Origin of the sequence: Mesorhizobium sp. M0189 (genome assembly GCF_040322135.1) — a bacterium.
Lineage (GTDB): Bacteria > Pseudomonadota > Alphaproteobacteria > Rhizobiales > Rhizobiaceae > Mesorhizobium.
Map to the genome: position 1 here is coordinate 102,439 of NZ_JAMYSW010000003.1, position 18,617 is coordinate 121,055.

Sequence of the window (18,617 nt, forward strand, 5' to 3'; positions counted from 1 at the left end):
ACAGGATCCCGCCTTCCAATGCCGCCCAAGCCAAGCCCGAGACCAAAGATCCTGATCGTGCTGCATCAGGAGCATTCGAGCTCGGGACGGGTCGGCCATATGCTTATCGAGGAAGGCTTCGATCTCGACATCCGCCGCCCGCCGCTCGGCGAGGCCTTGCCGCAGACGCTGGATGGCCATGCCGGCGCCGTGGTGTTCGGCGGGCCGATGAGCGCCAATGACGGCGACGAGTTCGTCCGCCGCGAGACCGACTGGCTCAAAATTCCACTCAACGAGAACCGGCCGCTGCTTGGCATCTGCCTCGGCGCGCAAATGCTGGTCAAGCATCTCGGCGGCAGGGTCGAGGGCCATGGCGAGGGCCTCGTCGAAATCGGCTGGTATCCGCTAAAGGCGACTGAAGCAGGCAGCAGGCTGATGCATTGGCCGGAGATGGTCTATCAGTTCCATCGTGAGGGCTTTTCGCTGCCGAAGGACGCAACACTTTTGGCGACGGCCGAAACCTATCCCAACCAGGCCTTCCGCTATGGCGACAATGCCTGGGGCATCCAGTTCCATGGCGAATTGACCCGGGCGATGATGCAGCGCTGGGTGGTGCGCGGCGCCCATCGCTTCGAATTGCCCGGCGCGCAGCCCGGCCGCGACCATCTCGGTGGCCGGCTGATCTGGGACATGCACCTCAAGCGCTGGCTCGGCGAGTTCCTGCCCATGATTTTTGGCAAGCCGGCGCTGCGGTGAAGTCGGTGCATGTCGCCCAAAAGTGTGCAGCGGTTTTGGGAAAACGACATGCACAAACAAACGAACTAAAGCGCGTCGCGCTTTAGTTTCGCCCCCTGAGATGACGCACCTTGCGCAGCTGTGGGAACAGCACCGCCCATAGACCGGCGACAGCGATCGCGCCGACGCCGCCGACCACCACGGCCGGAACCGTGCCGATCAGCGCGGCCATGGTGCCGGCGCGGAATTCGCCGAGCTCATTGGAGGCGCCGACAAACACCTGGTTGACGGCGTTGACGCGGCCGCGAACGTCGTCCGGCGTCCACAGCTGGATCAGCGTCTCGCGGATATAGACGCTGAACATGTCGGTGGCGCCGAGCAGGGCAAGGGCTGCGATCGACACCCAGGTGATGGTCGAGAGGCCGAACAAGACGGTGAACGCGCCGAACAGCGCAACGAAGCCGAGCATGACAAGGCCGGCATGGTTGCGGATCGGGTGTCCGGCCAGCCAGATGGCGACGCAGATGGCGCCGACGCCGGGCGCCGAGCGCAACAGGCCGAGCCCCCATGGGCCGAGTTCGAGGATATCGCGCGCATAGACCGGCAGCAGCGCCGAGGCGCCGGACAGGAGCACCGCGAACAGATCGAGCGAAATCGCGCCTAGCACGATCTTTTCGCTCCAGATATAGCCGAAGCCGGCGAACAGGGTCCGTACCGTCGGTCTGTCGGTCCGGCTGCGCTGGGCGGGCTTCGGGATGGTGAAGATCAGCACGGCGGCGATGAGCATCAGCGCGGCCGCGGTGGTGTAGGCGGCTTCGGCCGAAAGCCCGTAGAGCAGACCGCCGGCGACCGGCCCGACGATGGTTGCCGTCTGCCAGGCGGACGAGTTCCAGGCGATGGCGTTGGCGAAATCCTCGGGCGGCACCAGATTGGCGAACAATGATGACGAGGCCGGCCCGAAGAAGGCGCGCGCGATGCCGAACATGGCGAGCACGATGAAGACCGGCATCGGCCCGGAGAGGCCGCGCAGCGTCAGCAACAGAAGCGCCAAAGCGCAGCCCGCCTCGACCAGCACCGCCAGCGCCATGATCAGGCGGCGTCCAAAACGGTCGGCAACGTCGCCAGTGACCAGCACCAGCAGCAGCGAAGGCAGGAACTGGACGATGCCGACAAGCCCAAGGTCGAACGGGTCGCGGGTCAGATCGTAGATCTGCCAGCCGACGGCGACCGACACGATCTGGGTGGAGAATGTCGAGAGGAAGCGCGCCGCCCAGTAGCTCAGGAACGGCCGATGGCGAAAGGCGGCATAACGCTGGTCAGGCGGTACTTGGGATTCTGTGGTCATGGATCAGGCCCCGTGGCGGCGATGTCGGCCGGCGGGGCACTTCCACGATGGGCGCTGGTCCGGCCAAGAGAGCCTTTAGCGCAGTTCAGCGCAGGGCGCGCGCAAAAATCCGGCCTGGATCAACAATTTCCGCTCCGCCGGGCGTTGCCGCTGGCGGAGCGACCGGACCTGCTCCGAACGCTTTAGGCCGTCGCCTTGGCCTTCCTGCCCCTGCCCTTGACGGGCGCGGGCGGGGCGGCCTTGCGGCCGAGACCGATTGCCTTGGCCAGCTGCGAACGCGAGGCCGCGTAGTTGGGGGCGACCATCGGGTAGTCGGACGGCAGGCCCCATTTGGCGCGATAGGCGTCGGGCGTCAGCCCGAAATGGACGCCGATATGGCGCTTCAAGGATTTGAACTTCTTGCCGTCCTCGAGACAGATGATGTAGTCCGGCGTCACCGATTTCTTGGGATTGACGGCAGGCGTCAGCGGCGCGGCGACCGGCACTGCCGGTTGCCCGAGCCCGCCTATGGAAGCGCTGACGCTGGCGATGAGATCGCCGAGGCCGGAAGCCGGCAAGCGGTTCTTCTCGACATATGCGGACACGATATGGGCGGTCAGCTCAAGCAGGTCGATGTCTTTGCGAGCGTTGTTGTTGTCGTCGGTCAATCTATTTCTCCGTCCGTGGGGGTCGCAGAAATTCCTAGTCGGCAAATCTGCGCAATGCAATGACGCCGCACCACGTCACACATTATTTTGAATAATAATACTAACGGCAGCGCGGGATTAACAACCCTGAGCCGGTGCTCGATAATATCAGACAATCAGCAATATCAGATAATCAGGGATTTGTCGCGCCACAGTCGAAATCCGCCCTCGAAGGCGCGTGTATTGTCGCCGCGTCTGCAATCGGCGGGCAAGTCGGCGAGTTCCTCGACATTGCCGCCGCCGATGACCACGTAATCCGGCTGCATGGCGGCGCGAAGCCGGTCGACCACGTCAAAGACGTGTTTGCGCCATTTCTTCTTGCCGCGCTTTTGCAGGCCGCGTTCGCCGACATAGTCTTCGAAACTGCCGCGCTTCTTGTAGGGAAGATGGGCAAGCTCCATCGGTTGGGCGACGTTGTCGACGATCATCGCGGCCCCGAGGCCGGTTCCGAGGCCGAGGAACAGCATGCGGCCGCCTTCATAGCTGCCGACGGCCTGCATCAGCGCATCGTTGACGACCTTCACCGGTTTGCCGAACTCAGCGGCGAAATCGCAGCCGACCCAGCCCTTGCCGAGATTGGCGGGTTCGGTGAGCGGCCGGTTGTGGTGCACCGGACCCGGATAGCCCATCGAGACGACATCGTATTGCAGCCCTTCGGCCAGCGTCTTCACCGCCGCGACCATCTGCTGCGGCGTCAGCTCCGGTCCGGAAGCGGTCTTGCGCTCGTCGCCGCCGGCGCTGGTGCGGATCTTGACGTGCGAGCCGCCGATATCGATCGCAAGCACGATCTTTTCGGCGTCGGGTGCCGGTCGCTTCACCGCTTTGGCCATCGCTTTCGCCTCCCAGAAATCATTTCGATGGATTGATCCAGCCGTTCGGCGGGCCGAATCCAGTCATCGCTTCGGTCGGCCCCCAGGTCTTTGGCGCGTAGATCGCGGGCGCCGTGGTGTCGCCGAGCACCGGGCCGACGATGCGCCAGGCGAGCTCGCTGGCGTCCTGGCGGGTGAACAGCTGGCCGTTGCCGTTCATAGCGTCGCCGATCAACCGCTCGTAAGGCGGCATGTCGCCCTTCGAATCGTCGAGCGCGGTGAGCTCGACCTGCTCGCCGACCATGTCGTCGCCGGGCGCCTTGCGCCGGGCTCCGATCGAGATCGCCACCTGCGGATCGATGCGGAAGCGCACGTGATTGCAGTCGCCGGGCTTGATTGGATCGAAGACGTCGAGCGGCGGCCGTTTCAGCCGCACGATGACCTCGGTGGCGTGCACCGGCAGGGATTTGCCGGCGCGGATGAAGAACGGCACATCTTGCCAGCGCCAGGTATCGACGAAAAAGCGCACCGCCGCGAAGGTCTCGACCGGCGAGTTCGGCGCCACGCCCGGCTCGTTGAGATAGCCGTCGAACTGGCCGCGCACGACATCGTCCCTGGTCAGCGTCCGGATCGCCCGCAGCACCTGCACCTTCTCGTCGATCAGATCGTCGGCCGAGCGGCCGACCGGCGGCTCCATGGCGAGCAGCAAGAGGATGTTGAGCAGATGGTTTTCGATGACGTCGCGGATGCAGCCGACCTCGTCATAGAAGCGGCCGCGGCCCTCGACACCGAAATCCTCGGCCATGGTGATCTGCACGCTCTCGACGAAGTTGCGGTTCCAGATCGGCTCGAGGAAGGAATTGGCGAAGCGGAAATAGAGCAGGTTCTGGATCGCCTCCTTGCCGAGATAATGGTCGATGCGGAAGATCGACTTTTCGTCGAAGACCAGATGCAGTACCCGGTTCAGCCAGCGCGCCGATTGCAGATCATGGCCGAACGGCTTTTCCACCATCAGGCGTGCGCCCTGGGCGGCGCCCGACTGCTCCAGTCCCTGGACGACGACCTCGAACATGGCGGGCGGCACCGCCAGATAGTGCAGCGGCCGCTGTGCGCTGCCGAGCGCGGTCTTCAGTTTATCGAAGGTCGCAGGCGCCCGGTAGTCGCCGCTGACATAGCGCAGCAGCGACGCGAGCCTTGCGAAGATCTTCTCGTCGATGCTGCCGATGGCGTTGACGATGCCGTCGCGGGCGCGCGCCTGCAGCTTGGCGATATCCCAAGGATCGAAGGCGACGCCGATCACCGGCTCGTTCAGCGTTCCCTTGGCCACCATGGCGTAGAGGGCGGGGAAGATCTTCTTGTGGGCGAGATCGCCGGTGGCGCCGAAAAGCACCAGCGTGTCCGATCGTTCCTGGCTCATGGGCGTGCCTCCCTGTCGCCCGTCACGAGCCGGCCTTGGGTTTTTCGACATGGCCGCCAAAGGCATAGCGCATGGCGGACAGAAGCTTGTCGGCGAATTCGGACTCGCCTTGCGAGGAGAACCTGTCGAACAGCGCCGACGACAGCACCGGCGCCGGCACGCCGGTGTCGATCGCCGCCTTCAGCGTCCAGCGGCCTTCGCCGGAATCCGAGACCCGCCCGCCGAACTGTGTCAGCGACGAATCGGCCTTCAGCACGCCGGCCGTCAGGTCGAGCAGCCACGAGCCGATGACGCTGCCGTGCCGCCAGACCTCTGCCACCTCAGCGATGTCGATGTCGAACTGGTAATATTGCGGGTTCTCGAGTGGACTGGTTTCGGCGTCGGCGGTGCGCTGCCGCTTGCCGGCGTTCGCCGACTTCAGGATGTTCATGCCCTCGGCATAGGCGGCCATGACGCCGTATTCGATGCCGTTATGGACCATCTTGACGAAATGGCCGGCGCCGCTCGGTCCGCAGTGGAGATAGCCGAAGGGAGCGGTTCCGGCGTCCTTGGCAGGGGCGGGCGAAGCGGCGTCGGCGCCCGGCGCCAGCGTTGCGAAAATCGGATCGAGATGCTGCACCGCGCTGTCGGGGCCGCCGATCATCAGGCAGTAGCCGCGCTCGAGGCCCCAGACGCCGCCGCTGGTGCCGACATCGACATAGCTCAAGCCTTTCAAGGCCAGGCGCGCGGCGTGGTCGACGGCCTCATGATAATAGGAATTGCCGCCGTCGATGATGATGTCGCCCGGCTCCATCAGGGCGGCCACCTGGTCGACGATCCGGCCGGTGATCGCCGCCGGCAGCATCAGCCAGGCGCTGCGCGGCTTGGTCAGCTTGCCGACGAACTCCTCCATCGAGGCGGCTCCGACCGCGCCGGCGGTCACAAGCGCCGCGACGCTCGCCGGGTTAATGTCGTAGACGACGCATTCGTGGCCATCGCGCAACAGGCGCCGAACCATGTTGGCGCCCATCCGGCCCAGTCCCATCATTCCTATCTGCATGGTCTCGTCCTGCCTTACTTGAGGGATCGATGATCTAGTGGCTGTGCGGTATCGCCGATGCCGACAGAAAAGTCAGCATTCTCCCAACGGCCGGCATCGGACCAGAAGAATGTGAAGACAATGCTATTGTCCGGGCTATTGCCCGGAGCGGCGTCGGCAACCGGCAACTCTGCGAGATGGATACCGAAAAGGTTCGCGGCGGTCTCGGTGTCATGGACGGTTGCCCAATTGTCGCTGCTCCAATGAACCACCGCCCGGGCCAGAAGTTCGATGCGCAGCGCCTTGCCTGCCGGGACGGTACGGATCATGTGGTTGAAGCGCCATGCCCTGAGGCACGACACCGTCCTGCCCTCGATATAGCGCTTGACGCCTTGCGGCGGCATGTCGAACACGGCGCCGTCGCGCAGCGAACGCAGCAGCTTGATGTGCTCGGAATGCGCCCAGACCAGCGGCTTGGCGCTGCCGGAGGGGCCGCCATGCCGCAATTCGCGCTCCGGCATGTCGGGACCGTCCCAGACCTGCTCCGGCAGCAGGCCGCCCGGCCCGGCGGAGCCCTCAAACGTGGCGAGCAGGCGTGCCGCACTGTCCCTGCGCCCTGCCGCCAGCTCGTAATGGGCGCGCTCGCCGACCAGCAGCGGCCTGGGCCGGCGCGGGCCGGTTCCATCGAAGGGTGCGCCGTCGGCATGCTCGCCATAGCCGTCGCCATTGTAGCGGTACCAGAGCGGCCCCTGCGGCAGTTCGCAGCGTAATTGCGCGTCGATGACCTTGACCGTGTCGAGGATGCGCGGATCGTCGGCTGCCCTCAGGCCGAAGCGGACCAGCGCCAGCGCATCCGGGCTGACGATCGCTTCGGCTGGGCGGTCCGCATCACCGGGCGGGCGGTTCTTGATCGGCACAAAGCCGTCCTTCGGCGATGCGGCGCCGGCGGTGTCGGGCGGGGCGATGCGGACATAGTAGCCTTCGACGCCGGCTTCGTCGCATGCGGCGGTGCCGGCGACGTAGGTCCAGCGCTCGATCTGATCGTTCCAGATATCGGCGGTTTCGCGCAGATAGTTTGCCGGCTCTGTTTTGCCGGCGGCATCGAACATGTCCGCAGCCGCAAGCAGCGCGGCGATCTCGACGGCAAGCGTGAACGGGCTGTAGCCGGCGTCTTCCTCCCAGCGGTCCTCGCCGGTGACGGGGCCGTTGCGTACGACATAGGCGGCAGCGCGCTCGATCATCGGCATGAAGGAGGAGAGTACCGCAGGCGGCAAATGCCCGGCGCGGCGCAGCGCGTCGGCGAGCAGCAGCGGAAAGGCGCACTCGTCCATCTGGATGCCCGGCCAATAGACCGACCCGTCGAGCCAGGCGTTCTGCGGCCAATGGCCGTCCGGCTGCTGGATCGAGCGCAGATAGCCAAGGATGCGCAAGGCTTCCGCCGGGTCGCCGGCGGCGAGGAATCCGCCGGCGGTTTCGACCAGATCGCGCGGCCAGACCAGGTGATAGCCGCCGAGATCGTCGTCGCCCTTGTTGAAGCCCCACGGGATCGACAGGCTGGCCACGGCTGCTCCGGTCGACGAGCGGTGTGTCGCCAGCACCGCCGTGCTGAGGCGGTAGGGATTGAGGGCGGACACCGCATGCCGGTCCAGCGGCAGCAATCCGGCCTGCCATTGGCGCCATTTGTCGACGTAGGATCCGGCTGCGGGCCCAAAACCTTGGTTCAGGCTGGCGAAAGCAGTTTCCGCCGCCTGTTGCGGCGTCGTGCCGAAGCCCAGCGCCAGCAACATTTTTGGGTTCGCAGCCGAAAAGGCGATCTCACCGGTCAGCGCGACATTGCCGTCCTCGGCCCTGCGGCAGGCCGGATCGAGCCGGCCGCTTTGACGAAGCTGCTGCCAGCCGTCGGAGACGCCGACATAGCCGGCCGCGCACGCCTTCCACGGCCGCGACGAGGCGAGCGCCAGGCAGACGCCGCGTCCCGATGCAAACAGAACAGGCTGTCCTTCATAGTCGTCGATCCAGGCAGTGTTGCCCATGCCGGCATTGACGAGGTGCGGCGCCAGCAGCGCGTAGACGCGGTAGTCGCTGGCGGCACCCTTGAGCGACGTGAACATGATCTCCTGCAGCAAGACGGGACGTTCCGGATCGGTGAGGACGCGCTTCTCGATCCGGTAGCTTCCATCGGCTGCGGTGTTGACCAGCCGATAGGCAGGCACCCCGTCCTCGAGGGGTTCGATGCGATGTTCGGCGTCGCGCTTCTCTTCGGAGAAATAGCCGTCGGGTCCGGTGACGATCAGCCCCAGATCGCGGGTGCAGGCGCTGTCGAGGCGGGAATAGTAGATCTCGTTGAGGATACCGTGGCTGATGGTGAACCAGATCGGGCAGGCCGGCGACAGCGCGGTGCCGACGCCGCTCTTGGCGCTCGACGTCCAGCGCGCCGGAATGCCGGGTGCACCCGGGGCAAGGTTCACTGCCATTTAATCGGTCTCCATCGCCATCCCTAGACCAGGAGTCGAACCGGTTTCAATGATTGCACCGCAAGTTGATCGTCGGCCATGGATTGATGTTGACAGCTTGCTGGCTATCTGCATTTGTCTGATAATAGATAAAAAACAGCATTGTGAGCGTATCAGCCATTAGCCACCAGCCAGCCATTAGCCACCAGTAAGACAGCAACTCACGGGAGGAGTATGACATGAAGAAAATATTCGTTTTGGGAGCCCTTGCAGCGATGCTTGCCGCAGGCACCGCGCTTGCCGATACCAGCGGCAAGAAGATCGCTTTCTCCAACAATTACGCCGGCAATTCGTGGCGGCAGGCGATGCTGGACAGCTACGGCATCGTCACCAAGAAGGCAGTCGCCGACAAGGTGGTCGGCGCCGCCGACGTCTTCACGACGGCCGACAAGGAAGTGCCGACGCAGGCAGCCCAGGTGCAGAACCTGATCCTGCAGGGGTATGACGCGATCGTCATCAACGCGGCATCTCCGGATGCCCTCAACGGCGCCATCAAGCAGGCCTGCGACGCCGGCATTGTCGTCGTCTCCTTCGATGGCATCGTCACCGAACCCTGCGCCTACCGCGTCGTCGTCGACTTCAAGGACATGGGCAAGCAGGAAGTCGAGCAGATGGCCAAGTTCCAGCCCAAGGGTGGCAATCTGCTGGAAATCCGTGGCCTTGCCGGCACTTCGATCGACGATGCCATCCATGCCGGCATCCTCGAAGGTGTCGCCGCCCATCCCGAGTTCAAGATCGTCGGCTCGGTGACCGGCGACTGGGACCAGACCACGGCACAGAAGGCCGTAGCGACGATCCTGCCGTCGCTGCCGGATGTGGTCGGTGTCGTCGACCAGGGCGGTGACGGCTACGGCGCGGCGCAGGCCTTTGCCGCCGCCGGCAAGCCGCGCCCGACCATCATCATGGGCAATCGCCAGGACGAGTTGCAATGGTGGAAAGAGCAGAAGGAAAAGGACGGTTACCAGACCTGGTCGGCTTCGATCGCGCCAGGCGTATCGACGCTTGCCTTCTGGGTGGCGCAGCAAGTGCTCGACGGCCGCACCGACGTGCCGCACGACCTGCTGGTTCCTTATCTCGCCTTCACACAGGACGATTTCGAGGCAGCGTTGCCGAAGATTCCGAAGGGCGGCGTCGCCAGCCACGAATACACGCAGGAAGACGCCGTCGCGGCGATCAAGGCCAACATCAAGTGAGCATGGCACTATTGTTGCCGCCACAGATAACCGGGTATCGTTGAGGGATGCCCGAGGCCAGTGCAGACATCATCAGGCCTGACGGCGCCGAAAAACATTTCGGTGCCGTCAGTATGGACATCATAAGACTGGGCGGCGCCCAAAAACATTTCGGTGCCGTCAGGGCGCTCGACGGTGTCGATTTCAGCGTTCGTGCCGGAGAATGCGTCGGTCTCGTCGGCCATAACGGCGCCGGAAAGTCGACGCTCATGCATATGGTGGCCGGCACGCTTACCCCCGACAGCGGGCAGATCGCGGTCCGCGGCGGCGTCGAGGCAAGTTATTCGGTGCCGCGCGCACAGCAGCTCGGCATACGTTGCGTTTTCCAGGAACTGTCGCTCTGCCCGAACCTCAGCGTCGCCGAGAATACGCGGATCAACCACGCCTCGCTTAATGGCTTCGGCTGGCGGCGCAAGGCCGCCCATCTGATTGCCGCCAAGCTCGACGAGATATTCCCCGGCCACAGCATCTCGGCATCCGACATCGTCGGCGATCTTTCCATCACCAGCCGGCAGATGGTGGAGGTGGCGCGCGCCTTCACGGTCACGCAGGAGCCGCTCGAACTGGTCATCCTCGACGAGCCGACATCCTCGCTCGATGCGCATACCGCCGGCCAGCTGCTGGCGTTCGTGCGCCGCTTCATCGCCGCCGGCAAGAGCTGCATCCTGATCTCGCATGTGCTGGGCGAAGTGCTCGGAAATGCCGATCGCATCGTGGTGATGCGCGACGGCAAGGTGGTCGCCGCCGGGCAGGCCGACGCCTTCGACCGCGACAGGCTGGTGACGGCGATGGGCGGAGCGGAGGCGCGCGAGAAGGCCGCCGCAGAGATTGCGAGCGGCAAGCCGGAGCCCGGTCCGCTGCGGGTCCGGGCGCGGCCGGCGCGACAGCAGGACGGCAATGAGCTCATCGCCCGTGCCGGTGAGATCATCGGCCTTGCCGGACTTGCCGGGCATGGCCAGACCGACCTGTTGCTGGCGATCTTTGCCGCGGCTTCCCGCGCCAAGACCGGCATCGAGGTCACCGCGCCGGTGGCGCTGGTTGCCGGCGACCGCCAGTCGGACGGGATTTTTCCGCAATGGTCGATCGCCGAGAACATCGGCATCCGTTCGCTGGCGCGATTGCGCAACGGCCTCTTGATCTCGCCGCAGCGCGAAGCCGAGCTCGCCCAGCTGTGGCAGCGGAAAATCGGCATCCGCACGCCCGACATGAACAACAACATCTTCTCGCTGTCCGGCGGCAACCAGCAGAAGGCCTTGTTCGCGCGGGCGCTCGGCTCCGACGCCAAGATCGTGCTGATGGACGATCCGATGCGCGGCGTCGATATCGGAACCAAGCTCGAAGTCTACGATCTCGTGCGCGAAGAAGCTCGCCATGGCCGCACATTCCTCTGGTACACCACCGAAACCGAAGAGCTCGACAATTGCGACCACATCTATGTGTTCAAGAACGGCCGGATCGTCGCCAACCTTCGTCGCGACGAACTGACGGAGGAAAAGATCATCCAGTCCTCGTTTGGCGACGCGGCCTGAGATGACGGCGGCATCCATCGAGAATGGGCTAAAATCGTCGGCTCGCGCCACGAGGCGGGCGCGCATGCTGCGCAGCCTGCTGCCGGCACTGTCGTTGGCGCTGGTGCTCATCGCTATCGCCTGGCTCAACCCGCGCGCCATCAGCTATTTCGGCTTCAGCCTGATGCTCAATCTGGCGATCCCGATCGCGCTGGCGACGATCGCGCAGATGTTCGTCATCGCCGGCAACGAGCTCGATTTGTCAATCGGCACCTTTGTCGGCTTCGTCGGCTGCGTCACGGCGACATGGCTGAAGGACGCGCCGTTGCTCGGCGTCGTCATCCTGCTCGGGTCGATCGGTGTCTACGCGCTGCTCGGCGCGCTGATCCATCTGCGCAACCTGCCCTCGATCGTGGTGACGCTCGGCATGAGCTTCGTCTGGCAGGGCCTGGCCATCCTGATCCTGCCAAAGCCCGGCGGCAAGGCGCCGGACTGGCTGCTGGCGCTGATGGCCTTCAAGCCACCCGTCATTCCGTTCCCGATCATCGCGGCATTGCTGATCGCGGCGGTCGTCCACTTTGGCCTGATGCGCACCTCCTATGGTGTCATCCTGCGTGGATCGGGCGGCAATTCAGCCGCACTCAAGCGCGCCGGCTGGTCGCTGCTCCGTACCAAAATCGCGCTGTTTGCGCTGACCGGCCTGTTCGGCGTTTTGTCCGGCATGGCGCTGATCGGCATCACCACCTCGGCCGATGCCAATATCGGCAATGGCTACACGTTGCTTTCGATCGCCGGCGTCATCCTCGGCGGCGGCGAGTTCGTCGGCGGCCGGGTGTCGCCGATCGGCGCCGTCATCGGCGCGTTGACGCTGGCGCTGGCCGCATCGCCACTGCTGACGTTCATGCACATTCCGCCCGACTGGCAGGTTGCCGCCAATGGCGCCATCCTGATCATCGTGCTGGCGGCCCGGGTGCTGATCAGCCGCAGGGAGAGGTGAGCATGGTCTCGCTGCGGACACTGCTCGCCAGACCCTGGATCTGGTCGTTCTTCGGGGCGCTGCTGGTGTGGCTGGCGACGATCGCCTTCACCGGCGGCTATGGCGGAGGCGGGATGATCACGGCGGCGCTGTCGCTTGCCGTCTTCACCGTCATCGTCGGCGTCGGCCAGATGTTCGTCATCACGCTCGGGCCGGGCAATGTCGACCTGTCGCTGCCGGCCAATATCGGCCTTGCCAGTGCTGTCGCCATGAAGGTCATGGACGGCAATGATGCGATGATCGCGGTCGGGCTGCTGGCCGCGCTTGCCTGCGGCATGGCGATCGGTGCCGTCAACTACCTTCTGATATGGGCGCTGCGCATTCCGCCGATCATCGCGACGCTGTCGGCCAGCTTCGTCATCCAGTCGGTCGACATCAGCTATGGGCGCGGCTTGCAGATCAAGCCGCCGCCGGGCTTTGCCGATTTCACCAACTGGCAGGTGTTCGGCATCCCGGTGCTGGCGATCCTGACCGTGCTGTTCACCATCGGCGCCGGCATCGTTTTGCAGCGCATGATCTACGGACGCTCGGTGCTGGCGATCGGCCAGAACATCCGCGCCGCCTGGCTGGCAGGCGTCAATGTCGGCCGCACCCGCTTCCTCACCTACACGCTGTCGGGCGCGCTCGGCGGCCTCGACGGTGCACTGCTCGCCGGTTATTTCCGCGGCGCCAATGTCGATATCGGCAATGAGTATCTGCTGGCGTCGATCGCGGTCGTCGTCATCGGTGGCACGTCGGTAGCCGGCGGCAAGGCCAATGTGCCGGGGGTCTGGGGCGCGGCGCTGTTCCTCGTGCTGCTGTTGACCATGCTCAACACGTTCGGCGTAAGCGTCGGCGTGCGCCTGGTGCTGACCGGGCTGATCATCGTCGGCGTCATCACCGCGGCCGGCGGGCAGAAGGCGCTGCGCTAAGGCAAGGCCACCCGGCGGCGAGAGGATATCGATCCGGCCCGCAAACATGTGGTTCCCATCCGCATGCCAGCGCTGTAAATCCCGTCGGGCTCCTGGCCAACATCATTGTATGAGGTTTGCGTGCCCGATTTCGTCAGCACTACAAGGCACGGCAACGTCGCGCTGGTGACCATCGACAATCCGCCGGTCAACGCGCTGAGCTTCCATGTGCGCGAGCCGTTGATGCGGGCGCTCGTTTCCCTGCGGGACGAGCCGTCGGTGGGAGCAATCGTGATAGCCTGCGCCGGGCGGACCTTCGTCGCCGGCGCCGACATCACCGAATTCGGCAGACCGGCGCAGCAGCCGGAATTGCGCGCCATTGTCGCCGTGCTGGAAACCATCGCCAAGCCGACGGTCGCCGCCATTCACGGCACTGCGCTCGGCGGCGGCCTGGAACTGGCGCTCGGCTGCCATTTCCGTGTTGCCGACCGAGCGGCAAGGCTCGGCCTGCCGGAAGTCAAGCTCGGCCTGCTGCCGGGCGGCGGCGGCACGGTTCGCCTGCCGCGCTTGGTTGGTCCGCTGAAGGCACTCAGCATGATCGTTTCGGGAACGCCGATCAATGCGGCCGAGGCGCGCGCCGCCGGTCTGGTGGATGCCGTCTTCGATGGCGACCTGACCGCGCAAGCGGTGAGTTTCGCCAGCGAAACGGCCGCGAAAGGCGGTCCGTTCACGCCGGTGCGCGACCGCAACGATCGCCTCGACCAGGCCGACTTGCCGGCCTTCGACAAGGAGGCGGCAACGCTTGCGGGCAAAGCGCGCGGTCTCGAGGCGCCGATAGCCTGTGCGCAGTCGGTCCGCAACGCCCTCACGCTGCCCTTCGACGAAGCGCTGGCGGCCGAACGCGACCTGTTCGTCAAGCTTGTCGCCGGCGACCAATCACGCGCGCAGCGGCATTTGTTCTTCGCTGAACGTGAGGCGGCAAAGCTTGCCGGCAAGGATGTCGTCAGGCGCAAGATCGCCCGGGTCGGCGTCATCGGCGCCGGCACGATGGGCGGCGGCATCGCCATGGCGTTCGCCAATGGCGGTCTTCCCGTGACCTTGCTGGAAACAACGCAGGAAGCATTGCAACGCGGGCTGGCGACGATCGACAAGAACTATGCCGTTTCCGTCACCCGCGGGTCGCTGAGCGAAGACGCCAAGCGCCAGCGGCTGGCTTTGTTCAGGGGCAGCACCGACTATGCAGACCTCGCCGATTGCGACCTGATCGTCGAGGCTGTGTTCGAGGAAATGGCGGTCAAGAAGGAGGTATTCGGCAGGCTCGATGCGGTGGCCAAACCGGGCGCGATCCTTGCCACCAACACCTCTTATCTCGACGTCAACGAGATCGCCGCTTCGACGTCGCGGCCGCAAGATCTCCTTGGCATGCATTTCTTTTCGCCGGCTAACGTCATGAAGCTTCTGGAAATCGTCCGCGCCGACAAGACCTCGCCGGACGTGCTGACGACCATCGTCGATCTGGCGCGGCGGATCGGCAAGGTGCCGGTCGTCGTCGGCGTCTGCCACGGCTTCGTCGGCAACCGCATGCTGGCGGCGCGGGGTGCGGAACTGGAGGCGCTTCTGCTCGAGGGTGCAATGCCGCGCCAGGTCGACCAGGTGTTCACCGATTTCGGCTGGCCGATGGGGCCGTTCCAGATGAGCGATCTCGCCGGCCTCGACATAGGCTGGCGCAACCGCAAGGCGCGTGGCCAGACGGCTGACATCGCCGACACGTTGTGCGAACAGGGCCATTTCGGCCAGAAGACCGGCAGCGGCTTCTATCGCTATGAGAACGGTTCGCGCACGCCGCTGCCCGATCCGGAGGTCGAAGCGCTCATCCACAACAAGGCTGCTGAACGCGGCATTGCACCGCGGGCAATCGGCGCCGAGGAGATCATCGAGCGCACGCTCTATCCGATGATCAACGAGGGCGCCAAAATCCTCGAGGAACAGATTGCCGCCCGCGCGTCCGATATCGACGTCGTCTGGGTCAACGGCTATGGCTTCCCGGTCGGCAAGGGCGGGCCGATGTTCTGGGCAAGCCGCGAAGGCGTGGACAAGATCATCCGGCGGTTGGATCACTGGCACCAGCAGACCGGCGAGGACGTCTTCCGGGCGGCACCTCTGCTCAGGCAAATGGCCGAAACCGGTTCCTGGGACGGCGCTGCCGGCTGAACTTGGGACTACCGAATCCGTGCATCCATGATCTCGACAAAACGCGCGAATAGGCCCGCCTGCGATTTGATCTTGAGCTTGCGGTAGATGTTACGGCGATGGACTTTTACGGTTCCCGGCACGATGCGCATCGCCCTGGCGATTGATTCCGTGGAATGGCCCTGAAGCACCAGGTCGACGACATGCTGTTCGCGCGGCGTGAGCGAAAGGCTCTTCCAGATGTGAGCACGTTCGAACTCGCTGACTGGAGCAATCGTTTCGTCCTGCTTCGTCTCTGCCGGTTTGTCGGCCGGAAGATCATGCCAGCGCAGCCTGATGAGATTGATCACCGCAGGCGCCATGTCGCGCAGCAACCTCGCATCGGCGGTTCCGAAAGGTCCCGAAGCGCGCAATCGCATCAGCGAGAGCACCAGTGCGTCCTTTCCCGGCAGCGGCACAAAAAAGCCGACCTCCTCCGCAAGTCTGGTCTGGCTGTAATAGGAGCGGTAATATTCGCTGGCATAGAAGCGATCCGGCGCCAATTCGCGCATGCGCCAAAAGCCTTCCTTGCGCTCGACCGCAGCATGGTGGAACGGATCGAGCAGATAAGGCCCTTCCTGATAGAGCGCGACGAAGACGTGGCTGTCGGCCGGCGAGAATGTCTCGAACAGCAGCGGCGGGCGTAAGGCGCCGCGATAGCCGAAGATCACGCAATGATCGAAGCTGACATGCTGCCGGAGCCAGGCCACCATTGCCTTGCCGAAAAGCTCGCCGCTGGTCTCCCGCGTCGCTGCGATGAGCGCAGCGAGCCGGCTGTATTCATCGCTGCGCGAAACGCCCAATTCATACCCCTCCAGACGAGAAAATAGACAAAATATACCACCTGGGAGGTATATACTAGCCGCCATTGGCTCTGATAGCGTTTCGAGATCAACTAGCCGCTGGAGCCCGCAGCTTTGACCGCAGTGCCCGACATCGAGTTTCGCGGGGTCACCAAACGCTACGGCAGCGTGATCGCGGTCAGCGGCATCGATCTTGCCATCCCGCCGTCTGCCTTTGTCGCCTTGCTCGGGCCGTCCGGCTGCGGCAAGACAACCTGTTTGCGCATGATCGGCGGCTTCGAACAGCCAAGCGAAGGCGCGGTATTCATCCGTGGCCACGACATGGCCGGCACGCCGCCCTATCGGCGGCCGGTCAACATGGTGTTCCAGCAATATGCGTTGTTTCCGCATCTGGATGTCGAGGACAACATCGCCTATGGCCTGCGCCAGGCGCGGCCGCGCCTGTCGTCGCGCGAGATCAGCCTGAAAGCAGGCGAGGCGCTCGCCATGGTGCGGCTTGCCGGCTATGGACGCCGCAAGATCCATGAGCTTTCCGGCGGCCAGCAGCAGCGTGTCGCCCTGGCGCGGGCGCTGGTCAACAAACCGGCGGTGCTGCTGCTCGACGAGCCCCTGGCGGCGCTCGACAAGAAGCTGCGCACCGACATGCAGATAGAGCTGCAGAACCTGCAGCGCGAGATCGGCATCACCTTCGTCCTGGTCACCCACGATCAGGAAGAAGCACTGTCGATGAGCGATTTCGTCTGCGTCATGAATGGCGGGCGTATCGTCCAGCTTGGGCAGCCGAGCGAAATCTACGACGAACCCGCCGACCTCTTTGTCGCCGATTTCGTCGGCAAGACCAATCTGTTGAGCGGCAAGGTCGTCGGGCTCTCGGGCAAGCTCGTCGAGGTGGCGCTTGCCGATGGCACTGTCATTGCCGCGCGCAAGCGGACTTCGATGGCTCAGGGTGAAGCCGTTTCGGTCAGCCTGCGCCCTGAATCGCTAAGCCTCGGCGCGCCCGGAAGCGGCCGGCTGAACGGGCTTGTCCGCAACCGGATCTTTCTCGGTTCGACCGCGGAATATGCAATCGAGGTCCAGGGCATCGGGACGCTGCTCGCAAAGGCCGATCATCTGATTGGCGGTGGAAATCTCTTCAAGCCGGGTGAACCCGTTGCCATCGGCTTTGCAGCCGGAACGCCGCTGGCGTTTCCGGAGAATAACGGAACCAACCAGAGGGAAAACAAAAATGTCGAAATCATATCGTGACGGACTGCCGATAAGCCCTGAAAAGTTCGTCGATCAATTGATGCGCCTCAAGCGGGGTTCCATCGGCCGCCGCGAGTTCCTTGGCCTTACCGGCCTGGGCATCGCAACGGCGGTGATGGCCCGCGAGCTCGGCATCATGCCGACGCCGGCTTTCGCCCAGGAAGGTCTTGGCGACCGCATGTCGATTGCCACCTGGCCCAATTATCACGACCCGGCGACGTTCGAGAATTTCCAGGCCGAGACCGGCGTTGCCGTCGAGGTCAATGTGTTCGGCTCAAACGAGGAGATGCTGGCCAAGCTGCAGGCCGGCGCCTCGGGCTGGAGCCTTTTCGTTCCAACCAACTACACGATCTCGACTTACAAGAAGCTCGGCATCATCGAAGCGCTCGATATGGCCAAGCTTGCCAATTATGACGGCTCGCAAGAAGACCCGCGCTTCACTGGGGAAGGCACCATCGACGGCGTGACCTACGCTGTGCCGAAGAATTGGGGCACCACCGGCTTTGCCGTCAACACCAAGAAACTGGCCAAGCCGATGACGAGCTGGAAGGAATTCTGGGACACGGCGATGGCGGAGGGCGACGGCCGGACCATGGTTCATGATTACCAGCTGACCACGATCGGCAACGCGCTGAAATATTTCGGCTTCTCGTTCAACTCGCTGAAGCCGGACGAACTCGCCAAGGCGGAGGAATTGCTGCTGAAGGTCAAGCCGCATCTGTTCGCGGTCTCCAGCGACTACCAGCCGTCGATGCGTGCCGGCGACGCCTGGATGACGATGTGCTGGACCAATGACGGGGCGCAGCTCCACCGCGACATCCCCGAAATCGCCTACGTGCTTGGCAAGGAAGGCGGCGAGATCTGGACCGACTTCTACGCAATCCCCAAGGATGCGCCCAACAAGCCTGCGGGTTATGCCTTGCTCAACTATTTGATGAACCCGAAAGTCGCGGTCAGGGAGCACCTGGCCAACGGTGCGCCTTCCACCGATGCGCGGGTCAATGCGCTGCTGCCCAAGGAGGTGCTGGAAAATCCGATCCTCTATCCGGCGGCGGATCTGCTCAAGCCACTCGAATTCGGTGCAGCCGCGACCTTGACCGACCCGGGCCGGGCCGAATTGATGGCACGCTTCAAGTCGGCTTGAACCGGGCGGACCAAAGGTCCGATGCAGG

Annotated in this window: 15 protein-coding genes; 8 read left to right on the plus strand and 7 right to left on the minus strand. The window is 64.3% G+C overall.

Annotated features, from left to right (window positions below; all coding sequences use genetic code 11):
* Window positions 1-18: 18 nt before the first annotated feature.
* Window positions 19-735, plus strand: a complete 717-nt coding sequence (locus tag NKJ09_RS06230; RefSeq protein ID WP_352494083.1) for a glutamine amidotransferase — start codon at window positions 19-21, stop codon at window positions 733-735.
* An 82-nt stretch (window positions 736-817) separates the two neighbouring features.
* Here NKJ09_RS06230 and NKJ09_RS06235 read toward each other — a convergent pair whose 3' ends face one another.
* The 6 genes from NKJ09_RS06235 to NKJ09_RS06260 form a co-directional block, all read right to left on the minus strand.
* Window positions 818-2,059, minus strand: a complete 1,242-nt coding sequence (locus tag NKJ09_RS06235) for an MFS transporter (protein ID WP_023721370.1) — start codon at window positions 2,057-2,059, stop codon at window positions 818-820.
* 182 nt (window positions 2,060-2,241) lie between these two features.
* Window positions 2,242-2,706 carry a Ros/MucR family transcriptional regulator gene (locus tag NKJ09_RS06240; RefSeq protein ID WP_023721369.1) on the minus strand — a complete coding sequence of 155 codons (465 nt, stop codon included), beginning with the start codon at window positions 2,704-2,706 and terminating at the stop codon, window positions 2,242-2,244.
* A 164-nt stretch (window positions 2,707-2,870) separates the two neighbouring features.
* Window positions 2,871-3,575, minus strand: a complete 705-nt coding sequence (locus tag NKJ09_RS06245; protein WP_023721368.1) for an ROK family protein — start codon at window positions 3,573-3,575, stop codon at window positions 2,871-2,873.
* A 19-nt stretch (window positions 3,576-3,594) separates the two neighbouring features.
* The gene (gene zwf, locus NKJ09_RS06250; protein WP_352494084.1) at window positions 3,595-4,971 is read right to left on the minus strand and encodes a glucose-6-phosphate dehydrogenase; all 1,377 of its coding nucleotides are present in this window, start codon (window positions 4,969-4,971) and stop codon (window positions 3,595-3,597) included.
* Between the two features lie 22 nt (window positions 4,972-4,993).
* Window positions 4,994-6,010 (minus strand): phosphogluconate dehydrogenase (NAD(+)-dependent, decarboxylating), encoded by a 1,017-nt coding sequence (gene gnd, locus NKJ09_RS06255; protein ID WP_023721366.1) that lies wholly within the window; start codon window positions 6,008-6,010, stop codon window positions 4,994-4,996.
* 14 nt (window positions 6,011-6,024) lie between these two features.
* Window positions 6,025-8,463, minus strand: coding sequence for a glucan 1,4-alpha-glucosidase (locus NKJ09_RS06260; RefSeq protein WP_352762486.1), 2,439 nt, complete (start codon window positions 8,461-8,463; stop codon window positions 6,025-6,027).
* A 218-nt stretch (window positions 8,464-8,681) separates the two neighbouring features.
* On the opposite strand from NKJ09_RS06260, the gene NKJ09_RS06265 reads away from it, so the two are divergent.
* The 5 genes from NKJ09_RS06265 to NKJ09_RS06285 all read left to right on the plus strand — a co-directional run bounded on the left by NKJ09_RS06265 (window position 8,682) and on the right by NKJ09_RS06285 (window position 15,379).
* Window positions 8,682-9,695 (plus strand): ABC transporter substrate-binding protein, encoded by a 1,014-nt coding sequence (locus tag NKJ09_RS06265; RefSeq protein ID WP_023721363.1) that lies wholly within the window; start codon window positions 8,682-8,684, stop codon window positions 9,693-9,695.
* A gap of 113 nt (window positions 9,696-9,808) precedes the next feature.
* The gene (locus NKJ09_RS06270; protein ID WP_352762488.1) at window positions 9,809-11,263 is read left to right on the plus strand and encodes a sugar ABC transporter ATP-binding protein; all 1,455 of its coding nucleotides are present in this window, start codon (window positions 9,809-9,811) and stop codon (window positions 11,261-11,263) included.
* Between the two features lies 1 nt (window position 11,264).
* Window positions 11,265-12,239, plus strand: coding sequence for an ABC transporter permease (locus NKJ09_RS06275; RefSeq protein WP_352494089.1), 975 nt, complete (start codon window positions 11,265-11,267; stop codon window positions 12,237-12,239).
* Between the two features lie 2 nt (window positions 12,240-12,241).
* Entirely contained in the window at window positions 12,242-13,189 is a 948-nt protein-coding gene (locus tag NKJ09_RS06280; RefSeq protein ID WP_023721360.1) for an ABC transporter permease, read from the plus strand.
* Window positions 13,190-13,309: 120 nt separating this feature from the next.
* A complete protein-coding gene (locus NKJ09_RS06285; protein ID WP_023721359.1) occupies window positions 13,310-15,379 on the plus strand; it encodes a 3-hydroxyacyl-CoA dehydrogenase NAD-binding domain-containing protein in 2,070 nt (689 codons plus the stop codon).
* 8 nt (window positions 15,380-15,387) lie between these two features.
* On the opposite strand, the gene NKJ09_RS06290 is transcribed toward NKJ09_RS06285, so the two are convergent.
* Window positions 15,388-16,200: a response regulator transcription factor gene (locus NKJ09_RS06290; RefSeq protein WP_352481005.1), complete on the minus strand. Its 813-nt coding sequence runs from the start codon at window positions 16,198-16,200 to the stop codon at window positions 15,388-15,390.
* A gap of 114 nt (window positions 16,201-16,314) precedes the next feature.
* Between NKJ09_RS06290 and NKJ09_RS06295 the strand changes: the two genes are divergently transcribed.
* Both NKJ09_RS06295 and NKJ09_RS06300 read left to right on the plus strand, forming a co-directional pair.
* Window positions 16,315-17,445 carry an ABC transporter ATP-binding protein gene (locus tag NKJ09_RS06295; RefSeq protein WP_023721357.1) on the plus strand — a complete coding sequence of 377 codons (1,131 nt, stop codon included), beginning with the start codon at window positions 16,315-16,317 and terminating at the stop codon, window positions 17,443-17,445.
* Window positions 17,426-18,589: an ABC transporter substrate-binding protein gene (locus NKJ09_RS06300; RefSeq protein WP_023721356.1), complete on the plus strand. Its 1,164-nt coding sequence runs from the start codon at window positions 17,426-17,428 to the stop codon at window positions 18,587-18,589. Before NKJ09_RS06295 ends, NKJ09_RS06300 begins: the two co-directional genes overlap by 20 nt.
* Window positions 18,590-18,617 lie beyond the last annotated feature (28 nt).

Coding starts and splice junctions, on each gene's coding strand:
- NKJ09_RS06265 (WP_023721363.1), top strand. CDS start 8,682: ATGAAGAAAATATTCGTTTTGGGAGCCCTTGCAGCGATGCTTGCCGCA.
- NKJ09_RS06230 (WP_352494083.1), top strand. CDS start 19: ATGCCGCCCAAGCCAAGCCCGAGACCAAAGATCCTGATCGTGCTGCAT.
- gnd (WP_023721366.1), bottom strand. CDS start 6,010: ATGCAGATAGGAATGATGGGACTGGGCCGGATGGGCGCCAACATGGTT.
- zwf (WP_352494084.1), bottom strand. CDS start 4,971: ATGAGCCAGGAACGATCGGACACGCTGGTGCTTTTCGGCGCCACCGGC.
- NKJ09_RS06275 (WP_352494089.1), top strand. CDS start 11,265: ATGACGGCGGCATCCATCGAGAATGGGCTAAAATCGTCGGCTCGCGCC.
- NKJ09_RS06245 (WP_023721368.1), bottom strand. CDS start 3,575: ATGGCCAAAGCGGTGAAGCGACCGGCACCCGACGCCGAAAAGATCGTG.
- NKJ09_RS06270 (WP_352762488.1), top strand. CDS start 9,809: ATGGACATCATAAGACTGGGCGGCGCCCAAAAACATTTCGGTGCCGTC.
- NKJ09_RS06280 (WP_023721360.1), top strand. CDS start 12,242: ATGGTCTCGCTGCGGACACTGCTCGCCAGACCCTGGATCTGGTCGTTC.
- NKJ09_RS06235 (WP_023721370.1), bottom strand. CDS start 2,059: ATGACCACAGAATCCCAAGTACCGCCTGACCAGCGTTATGCCGCCTTT.
- NKJ09_RS06300 (WP_023721356.1), top strand. CDS start 17,426: ATGTCGAAATCATATCGTGACGGACTGCCGATAAGCCCTGAAAAGTTC.
- NKJ09_RS06260 (WP_352762486.1), bottom strand. CDS start 8,463: ATGGCAGTGAACCTTGCCCCGGGTGCACCCGGCATTCCGGCGCGCTGG.